The organism is Aliivibrio kagoshimensis (assembly GCF_050337105.1).
Lineage (GTDB): Bacteria > Pseudomonadota > Gammaproteobacteria > Enterobacterales > Vibrionaceae > Aliivibrio_A > Aliivibrio_A kagoshimensis.
In genome coordinates this window covers 1-9448 of record NZ_JAKJSQ010000102.1, presented here as the reverse complement: position 1 = coordinate 9448, position 9448 = coordinate 1, and the positions used below count along the sequence as shown (strand labels likewise).

7 protein-coding genes are annotated in these 9448 nt (G+C 44.8%); 3 read left to right on the top strand and 4 right to left on the bottom strand.

Annotation, left to right across the window (positions count from 1 at the left end):
• Positions 1–229: 229 nt before the first annotated feature.
• Positions 230–1144: a LysR substrate-binding domain-containing protein gene (locus L4C32_RS19430; protein WP_428198549.1), complete on the bottom strand. Its 915-nt coding sequence runs from the start codon at positions 1142–1144 to the stop codon at positions 230–232.
• Between the two features lie 104 nt (positions 1145–1248).
• Here L4C32_RS19430 and L4C32_RS19425 point away from each other — a divergent pair, with 104 nt between their 5' ends.
• The 3 genes from L4C32_RS19425 to L4C32_RS19415 all read left to right on the top strand — a co-directional run bounded on the left by L4C32_RS19425 (position 1249) and on the right by L4C32_RS19415 (position 5967).
• The gene (locus L4C32_RS19425) at positions 1249–2505 is read left to right on the top strand and encodes a D-amino acid dehydrogenase (RefSeq protein WP_428198548.1); all 1257 of its coding nucleotides are present in this window, start codon (positions 1249–1251) and stop codon (positions 2503–2505) included.
• A 290-nt stretch (positions 2506–2795) separates the two neighbouring features.
• On the top strand, positions 2796–4337 hold the full coding sequence (locus L4C32_RS19420; RefSeq protein ID WP_428198547.1) for an alanine/glycine:cation symporter family protein: 1542 nt from the start codon (positions 2796–2798) through the stop codon (positions 4335–4337).
• 142 nt (positions 4338–4479) lie between these two features.
• Positions 4480–5967 (top strand): Lcl C-terminal domain-containing protein, encoded by a 1488-nt coding sequence (locus L4C32_RS19415; RefSeq protein ID WP_428198546.1) that lies wholly within the window; start codon positions 4480–4482, stop codon positions 5965–5967.
• A gap of 81 nt (positions 5968–6048) precedes the next feature.
• Here L4C32_RS19415 and L4C32_RS19410 read toward each other — a convergent pair whose 3' ends face one another.
• The 3 genes from L4C32_RS19410 to L4C32_RS19400 all read right to left on the bottom strand — a co-directional run bounded on the left by L4C32_RS19410 (position 6049) and on the right by L4C32_RS19400 (position 9313).
• Positions 6049–6681, bottom strand: coding sequence for a thiol:disulfide interchange protein DsbA/DsbL (locus tag L4C32_RS19410; RefSeq protein WP_428198545.1), 633 nt, complete (start codon positions 6679–6681; stop codon positions 6049–6051).
• Positions 6682–6757: 76 nt separating this feature from the next.
• Positions 6758–7321 carry a hypothetical protein gene (locus tag L4C32_RS19405; protein ID WP_428198544.1) on the bottom strand — a complete coding sequence of 188 codons (564 nt, stop codon included), beginning with the start codon at positions 7319–7321 and terminating at the stop codon, positions 6758–6760.
• Between the two features lie 105 nt (positions 7322–7426).
• The gene (locus tag L4C32_RS19400) at positions 7427–9313 is read right to left on the bottom strand and encodes a methyl-accepting chemotaxis protein (protein ID WP_428198543.1); all 1887 of its coding nucleotides are present in this window, start codon (positions 9311–9313) and stop codon (positions 7427–7429) included.
• Positions 9314–9448 lie beyond the last annotated feature (135 nt).

Genomic DNA, 9448 nt, shown 5'->3' with positions numbered 1-9448 from the left:
TATCAAAACCATGCGTCTGTATAGGAGGATAAGACGTCAATTTGTATCTCATTAGGGCGCGGTAAAATGAATGCCATAAAGACGCCGGATATATGTCGCAAGACCGTGAACCACTGCTGTTTACCCACAACAATGGCCGACAATATGTAGACATCAACAGTGATTAAGAAAAAGAACATTGCCTTGCATTTAGCGAGGTGACCATATATGTCCCTGAGGTATCCCCCTGTTATCCCACCTGCCCTTTTAACCACTCAACAAAACTGATCACTGCGTGTGATGACGTATTACTGTGAATGAAGTAGCCTGCGTTGGCTTTGATGGGTTGAAACGGTGATACCAGTTTACCCTGTTCCAATTCATTGCCGATGAGTGCTAACCTTGCCATGGCGATGCCGACCCCCGCTTCTGCAGCGGACATTGCCATGTCGGTGCGGTTAAAGAAGTGGCCGCGATGAGTCTCTATTTCCGAACGCTTCGCTGTTGATAGATAGTGGGTGAGCCAGTGCTGCCACTCTTGATCTCGTTGTGCTGATTGCCACGGCATGGCATCGTGTAGGTACACCACATCCTGCCACTGAGCCACAGTGTCAGCGGTTAACCCTGGGTGTTTGAGTAAATACGATGGGCTCATTACTGGCAATATCGACTCCTCTAACAGCAACTCCCCTCCCTTTTTAGGGTAAGGAATTGGGCCATAATCGATAGCTAAGTCAAAATCAGTTTGATCGCTGTCCACCAGCGCCCCTTCTGCATAAATCTGGATCTGGATATCGGGATGCTGCTGATGAAAATTCTCTAACCGAGGGACTAACCATTTATAAGCAAATGATGGAGTAAGTTTAAGGCGGATTTCTGCTGGGTGTTGATCGGTTAACATCATCTCTGCCAAGGTGTTATCAAGTGTGTGAAAACAGGTATGTGCCGCTTGCGAAAGCCGTTCACCCTTATCGGTAAGACGGATCCCTCTTGAATGCCGTTCAAATAGACTAAAACCTAGTTGAGTTTCCAATTGCAGCAGCTGTTGACTGATCGCGCCTGTAGTTAGATGCAATGCTTTAGCTGCGCTTGTAAAACTCTGATGTTTTGCTACTTCCGTAAAGGTAAGTAACCCTGCTGCCATATTGCTTTTAAGAGTTTCCATCATTTCTGCTTATAGCTACTCTATAATCTGTTAGTAAATTTTATCGATTGTTATCATTTTGTAAATACAAGAATATGCCCACATTGTTAAAGTGTGAGGCTACTATGGAAATAATCGTTTTAGGCAGTGGTGTGGTGGGCTTAACGTCTGCGTGGTATTTGGCAAAGGCAGGTCATGAAGTAACGGTGATAGATCGTCAATCGCACAGTGGCGAAGAGACCAGTTTCGCCAATGCAGGGCAGATCTCTTACGGTTACTCCTCACCGTGGGCGGCACCGGGCATTCCGAAGAAAGCGATCAAATGGTTGTTACAAAAACACGCCCCTTTAAAAATTAAACCCTCCCTCTCGCCGGAACTGTACCGATGGGCTGGCCAGATGCTAGTTAACTGCAGTCAACAGCTTTATCAAGTGAATAAGTCTCGCATGTTGTCGTTATCGAACTACAGCCAAGAGTGTCTGTCCCAGTTGAGGGAGGAGCAACAGATACGTTATGAAGGGAGGCAACAGGGTACGTTACAGATATTTCGTACCCAACAGCAGTTGGATGGGGCGCAAAAAGACATGCGCTTATTGGAAATGAGTGGCACCAAGCACGCCTTATTAGATGTGAAAGGGTGCATCAAGCAAGAACCAGGGTTAGCAAACGTGGCCAACAAACTCACAGGTGGCCTCTACCTACCTGAAGATGAGACGGGCGATTGCTATCTGTTTTGTCAGCAGCTCACGGAACTGGCTACACAAGCGGGCGTCACCTTTATGTTTGATACTGAGGTGCAGAGTTTAGTGAAAAATGGTGATGATATCTGCGGGGTGCTTACCAATCGCGGCACCTTCACCGCCGACAGTTATGTTGTCGCTATGGGCAGTTACTCAACACAACTGCTTGCGCCACTTGGCATCCATATTCCTGTATACCCAGTAAAAGGCTATTCACTCACGGTACCGATTAACGAGTCACGACAGGCTCCTCAATCAACCGTCATGGATGAAAGCTATAAAGTCGCCATGACACGATTTGATGATCGTATTCGTATTGCTGGAACGGCAGAGTTAACGGGGTTTGATTACTCAATTCCTGAAAAACGCAAATCGACCATTGAGATGGTGGTGAAAGATCTGTTTCCACAGGCGGGTCATTTTGAGCAAGGAGAGTTTTGGACAGGGCTACGACCGATGACTCCAGATGGCACCCCTATTATTGGCAAGACTCACTACAAAAGCCTCTATACCAATACAGGGCATGGCACGCTGGGATGGACCATGGCTTGTGGGTCGGCGCAACTGCTCACTGACGTTATCGACAACAGTGAAAGTGCAATTGATAGCCAACAATTTGATTTATTCCGATATCACGCCTAAGGATCCGACGATCATGCTGTCACTATGAAAACCTAAAACCCATTTGAATTTGTAAATTCTCCCTTTTAAGTTAGACATTAGTCTGATGAATCAGCGATTAAATTCAACCCAACCATTCATAGACGTTATATTGGGCATTAAACTCATTAATTTTAGCATTATGCGCTTGCGGTCACACCAAAGGCGTTTAATAGTCAAATGTATTAACAAAACTATTACAAATGAATTAATATCTCGGCCGAACAATAATAATAAAGCAACTTTTACTCAAAACATTTAAAGGACACATCATGCAATCATTTGTTGATTTTCTAAACGGAATTATTTGGAGCCCGTTTTTAATCTATTTGTGCTTAGGCGCAGGTCTGTTTTACTCCGTACTAACTCGTTTCGTACAAGTTCGTCACTTTTTTGAAATGTGGCGACTGCTACTGTCTGGTAAAAGCACAGACGAAGGTATTTCATCGTTCCAAGCGCTTGCCGTCTCCCTTTCTGGCCGTGTTGGTACTGGTAACATTGCCGGTGTTGCCGCCGCTATCGGTTTTGGTGGCCCTGGTGCCGTATTCTGGATGTGGGTTGTAGCTTTCTTTGGCGCAGCAACGGCATACGCAGAATCAACACTGGCTCAAATCTATAAAGAAGAAGATGAAGGTCAATTCCGTGGCGGCCCTGCTTACTACATCGAAAAAGCGATGGGTCAGAAATGGTATGCTTGGATTTTTGCCATCTCTACAATTTTCGCTTGTGGTATTTTACTACCAGGCGTGCAATCAAACAGCATCGGTAACGCAGTTGAAGCGGCATTCGGTTCTGGTGACATGATAGAAACCGCTATCGGTACTTTTAGTTTCGCCAAAATTTTAACCGGTACAATTATCGCTGTTATCCTTGCGTTCATCATCTTTGGTGGTGTTAAGCGTATTGCTAACTTCACTCAAATCGTCGTTCCATTTATGGCGCTAGCGTACATCATTGTTGCTTTCGTTATTATCCTGCTAAACGTTAGCCAGGTTCCAGTGGTATTCTCGATGATAATCGGTGACGCATTCACTCCTATGGCTGGCTTTGGTGCTGCTATTGGTTGGGGTGTAAAACGTGGTGTTTACTCAAACGAAGCGGGTCAAGGTACGGGTCCTCATGCAGCAGCGGCTGCAAGTGTTGATCACCCTGCTCAGCAAGGTTTGGTTCAAGCGTTCTCTATCTATATTGATACCCTTCTTGTCTGTTCTGCTACCGCGTTCATGATCATCATAACTGGTGCTTATAACGTCCACGGCGGTTCTGAAGGTGTCTTCCTTGTACAGAACTTAGCAGCAAACATTGGTGCTAACGGCCCTGTGTTTACGCAAATGGCCATTGAAAGCGCAATGCCAGGAATCGGTAAGCCGTTTATCGCGTTTGCTCTGTTCTTCTTTGCATTTACCACCATTCTTGCTTACTACTACATCGCAGAAACTAACATCGCGTACCTACGTCGTACGATTAAGATACCAGGTATGATGTTCATTCTTAAAGCGGTTCTGATTACTGCTGTGTTCTATGGCACAGTTAAAACGGCTAACCTTGCTTGGGCAATGGGTGATGTGGGTGTAGGTCTAATGGCTTGGTTGAACATTGTAGGGATTATCATCATCTTCTTCATGTCTAAGCCTGCAATTAAAGCACTGCATGATTACGAAGCACAACAGCGTGCAGGTGTAACAGAATACACTTTCAACCCTGTTAAACTTGGTATTAAAGGTGCAACTTACTGGGAAGAGCGCTACAACAAAAACTCAAAAAGTACGTCACAGACTGTTCAAGCAGACGGAAAGCCTGTAGAACAATCGTAATACCCATACCGAACCATTAACGAATTAAGGCTAACCAGTGGTTAGCTTTTTTTTACATAAAATTACACAACATCACGTTCGTTGACCCCCCAAACGCTACTCTTTCGCTATATTCAATACTACAGCGTTATAAGGAATGACAATGAAGTTAACCTCTGCTTGTTATTATATCTCCACTGTTTTTATGCTCAATGCACTCTCAGCCCATGCCAAAGAGTCGCTCACTTATCCGATTGTCGATACCAACCAAACCACCTGTATTGGGCTAAACCAACCTCTGTCAGTCTGTCCAAGCAGTGGTGACCGCACCTTTGGTCAAGACGCGCAATATCAAGGGCTCACTCCAAGCTATACCGATAACAACAACCTGACTATTACCGACGATATTACCCAGTTGATGTGGAGTAAAACCACGGACATTAATGGCGATGGCAAAATCAATGCCAAAGATAAGCTCACTTATGAACAAGCACTCGATTACGCAGGCACGTCAACCCTTGCAGGCCATAACGATTGGCGTATCCCGACCATCAAAGAACTCTACTCTCTGATTCAATTTGATGGGCAAGATCCCAGTGGCCCTATTAGCAAGGGAGAGTTGGAGCTGATCCCTTTTATCAATCAGCACTATTTCGATTTTAACGCGGGTGATACTGAGGCGGGTGAACGTTTGATTGACAGTCAATACCTATCTAGCACTCGCTATGTTTCTAGCACCATGCATGGCGACGACACAGTATTTGGGGTCAACTTCATTGATGGGCGCATTAAAGGTTACGGCATCAGCATGCCCAATGGCAAAACGAAAAGCTTCTACGTAATCACGGTACGCGGCAACAGTGACTACGGAAAAAATGAGCTTGTGAATAACAACAACAGCACAGTATCCGACAAAGCGACAGGACTCATCTGGCAACAGCGCGACAGTGGTGCCGGGATGGATTTCCCAACGGCGTTGGCTTACTGCGAACAGTTAAACCTCGCAGGCCAAACCGATTGGCGCCTTCCTAACGTGAAAGAATTGCACTCTATTGTTGATTACAGCAAGTCCCCAAAAACCAGCCACTCCGCGACCATCGACTCACTGTTCAGCAGCACTCGTATTAATAATGAAGCGGGTGAGAGCGACTATGCCAGTTATTGGAGCAGCACCACTCATAACAATCTACAGTCAGGCCGCAATGCTGCTTATGTTTCATTCGGGCAATCACTGGGTAACATGAGAGGTCAATGGATTGATGTGCATGGCGCGGGCTCACAGCGAAGTGATCCTAAGGTAGGCGACAGTAGTCAATATCCGACAGGTCATGGCCCACAAGGAGATGCCATTCGCATCGATAATCTGGTTCGCTGTGTCTCTGGTGGGGTGTCAAACTTTGTTCAGCAGCCCATATCAAATCTGCGAAAGCCGATGACATTGTCCATCACTACTACGCAAAGCTCTATGCAGCCACAACCAAACCAAAATCAACCTAAGCTTCAAAATGACCCATTCAGTAACATGGATCGTAATGGTGATGGTAAGTTGTCAAAACAGGAGGCGAAGGGGCCACTGGCTAAAGATTTCAAACGTATTGATAGAGATGGAGATGGTTATATCACCCGTCAAGAGTTGCCCAAAAGAGGGTAAGCTAAGTAAACAATGCCATTAATAACAATCCCCCGCATACCCTGGAGGTATGCGGGGATACTCTTACTCGATGCGTATGCGCTATTTCGATCTCAAGTAATTAATGGTATTGGCGATGTCTTCAATATCTTTGTGATTACTGCTCTGAACCAAATATGTACCTTTTACGATGAAAGCAGGCACCGATTGTAGCCCTGACTGTTCAGTTAACGTTTCTGAGAACTGTAATTTGCTAAAGACTCGCTCTCTTTGCTGCTCATCTAGCTTATATGGACTCACTAGACCACGGCTACTGAAAATCTGCTCTAATACTGGCTGAAACGCTTTAGTCATAAAGGCATCAGAATCTTGGACTGCAGAAAAAAGCTCACTCATCAGTGCTTCATCAGGAACACCACCATCTGACTGAATAGCCGCCGTGTAGTAGATAATGGCTGCCAATTGCGCTGACTCATTAAACACCACATGAACTTTGTCCGTTTTTACTTTAGTGATCGCTTCAATAGCAGGGATCTGCTGTTCCATCTTACGACAATGGCCGCAAACCAAAGAGAAAACTTCTGTCACCTCACCCATATCACTGTCAGTAATAGGCGTTGGAATCGTGACGTATTTGTCACCCTCTTTAGGTACATCAGCTTCACTGCAACCGGCTAAAAACAACAATGAGCAAAGAAGAATGAGCGTCGGTTTGATAACAGGTAGTTTTTTCATTACAGCCTCAAGTTTATAAAGAGGCGCTATGATAACCTTAAAGCTGAGTCTAAGGTCAATCTCTATTATTAAAAAATCACGGTTTCATTCTGGAGTAACCCGCTAATTTCTCGTCATAATAGTAGACAAAATCAATCGGAGGGCCAGGTCTAAATGGCTCTGAGCGGCCAAAAGGAGAGGGTGTAGGCTTTTCAGGTAGCGTCGTTTGTGACACGCGAAGCTGTGGATAGGGACGCTGTTGATTATTTTGATAGATATACAAACTATTGATAGTGCTAAAGCCGCCTCCGTTTTCATAACGACGGTTCAACGCCATATTCAGTAGGATTTTTGGTTCTCCCTCATGGCAACCCAGCAGGTAAAGATCTTCGCCCTTCTCCATACGAGCAACCATAACCAGCACTAACGCATCACTGATTGTATCGATGCTAGTAGTGTGATCATACGAAAGCTGTTGTACTTTGAACTTAGGGTCATCACGATGAAGTGAGAAATGCCCAATCACCCTCAATGAAGAGAGCTGATGTTGCTCTACCATCTCAGAGAGTGCGAATGACGGCGAGGACTCGGCACAGTTTGCTGCCACTGTGGTGTGACTAAAAATCAGCAGTGCGCCAAGTGTAATAAAGCGTGTAAACATTCGACAACCCTCGCGGTGTAGACAGATAAAAAAATACCAAGAGATGGCATCAACTCTTGGTATCGTTCCATTTATTTTACTAAGTTCCCCCCTAAGAGAGTAGACTTAAATGATGAACTTGTTCACCTCTTGATCAATCGTTTTGCCGATTGCTGACAGCTCTGCACTGGTCTCCACAATTTTGTTACTTGAGATAAACGTCGCTTCTGTAGAGTCTGCAATATTCACCACATTACGAGAGATCTCTTCTGAAACATTTGTCTGCTCTTCAGAAGCTGTCGCAATTTGTACGTTCATATCTGAAATCCTAGCAATGGCTTCGGAGATCTTCGCAAGCGATTCGCCTGCTTCTCCTGCTTTTTGCACACTGACAATACTGGTATCTTTGCTTTGACGCATGCTCTCAACCGCACGCTTAGCGCCATCTTGCAAGCTTGTGATTTTGGCGTTGATCTCTTCTGTACTCACTTGCGTTTTACCCGCTAAGTTTCGAACTTCATCAGCTACAACGGCGAATCCTCTCCCTTGTTCACCGGCACGTGCCGCTTCAATTGCTGCGTTTAATGCCAGTAAGTTAGTCTGCTCAGCAATGCCTTTAATCACCTCTAGCACGGTGCTGATCTGAGCAACTTCATGATCCAGTTCGGCAATCACCTTCTCTGCTGAGTCGAGGTTGGATGCTAACCCTTCGATGGAGTCAATCGCTTCTACCACAACTTGATTAGTCACTTCCCCTTCGCGATCGGCATCTCGAGCCGCTTCGGCTGCTCCTTGTGCGTTAATCGCGATCTCGTTAGAGGCAGAACTCATCTGTGCCACTGCCGTTGCAACTTGTTCCGTTTCGCGGCGCTGTTTCTCCATCTCTTGCTGACTGTTTTGCGACGTGTCATTCATCAAATCAGCAATGCTATTCATCTGTCCTGAATTGGCTTTAAAATCGATCATCATGACATGGATATTATGCACAAAGCTGTTGAAGCTCTCTGCCAACTGTCCAATTTCATCTTTGCTTTCGATCTCAAGTCGACGGGTTAAATCTCCTTCACCTTGAGCCACATCTTTCATCGCGACTTGCAGTTTACGCAATGGTTGGGTCAACTTACCAAGTAACAGACTGATCACCACCATAGAGAGTAGAATTGCAATCGGAGTCAGGATAAAGGACAAATTTCGAATTTCACTCATCGAAGCGTACGCTTGGTTTTTATCTATCTCTACCGCTAATGACCAATCCACGGTAGGCACTCCAGAAATTGGGAAGAAACCCACCAACACATCTTTTCCTGCATTGCTGGTCTCTGCCAACTCTGGCTGAATCGCGAGATCATTAGTTGAATAGAGTTCTGAGATGTTTTTACCGTTTAATGACGCATTGCTGTGCACTAAAATCTTACCCTCTTTAGAGACAAGATACGCGTGACCAATACCATTAAAATTGATCGCTGAGAGGGTTTCTACAACATACTTAAGTGATAAATCTCCTGCAGCAACCCCTGCAAACGAACCGTTTTGTTTAATCGGTGTCGCAGTAGAGATCAACACTTCGCTGCTCGTAGCATCGATATAAGGTTCAGTAAATGATGAGCTCATGGTTGATTTGGTTTTGGTGTACCAAGGGCGTCCGCGAGGATCGTAGCCTTCTGGCAGTTTCTCATTAGGGTCATCCATTACCATGACACCTTGTTCACTGCCGACATACACATACACATAACCACCCGCATTTTTGATAAGGGCGAGTTCATTACGATTCATGTCATCAGAGATTGAGCCTGTAGAGTCTGCTACCGCTTCTATTGCTGAAAGTTTTCCATTCAACCAACCAGCAATATTGCTGGAAGAGGTTCTCGATAACTCTTTCAAATTTGACTGCAAACTGGCGGTAGTCTGTTTCTCTACCACGTTGTAATTCACAACCGAAAGAGCGGTTAAGGCAATGGTAATAATTGAACAGGTCGCTACAATTATCTTTTTTGAAAATCCAAGGTTCTTCATATACATCCTTACTACAAATATAACCGATATTTCTATCACTTATTTCAATGTAAGGCTTAATTAACAATTAAGCTAATTAAGCGCCCTTTTGATTTTGTAAAATTAAAATCATTTTATATATGACAAGAGTAATCT

Bases quoted from the DNA above. Each gene is read 5' to 3' on its own strand.
- L4C32_RS19430 (WP_428198549.1), bottom strand. From the start codon at position 1,144: ATGGAAACTCTTAAAAGCAATATGGCAGCAGGGTTACTTACCTTTACG.
- L4C32_RS19425 (WP_428198548.1), top strand. From the start codon at position 1,249: ATGGAAATAATCGTTTTAGGCAGTGGTGTGGTGGGCTTAACGTCTGCG.
- L4C32_RS19420 (WP_428198547.1), top strand. From the start codon at position 2,796: ATGCAATCATTTGTTGATTTTCTAAACGGAATTATTTGGAGCCCGTTT.
- L4C32_RS19415 (WP_428198546.1), top strand. From the start codon at position 4,480: ATGAAGTTAACCTCTGCTTGTTATTATATCTCCACTGTTTTTATGCTC.
- L4C32_RS19410 (WP_428198545.1), bottom strand. From the start codon at position 6,681: ATGAAAAAACTACCTGTTATCAAACCGACGCTCATTCTTCTTTGCTCA.
- L4C32_RS19405 (WP_428198544.1), bottom strand. From the start codon at position 7,321: ATGTTTACACGCTTTATTACACTTGGCGCACTGCTGATTTTTAGTCAC.
- L4C32_RS19400 (WP_428198543.1), bottom strand. From the start codon at position 9,313: ATGAAGAACCTTGGATTTTCAAAAAAGATAATTGTAGCGACCTGTTCA.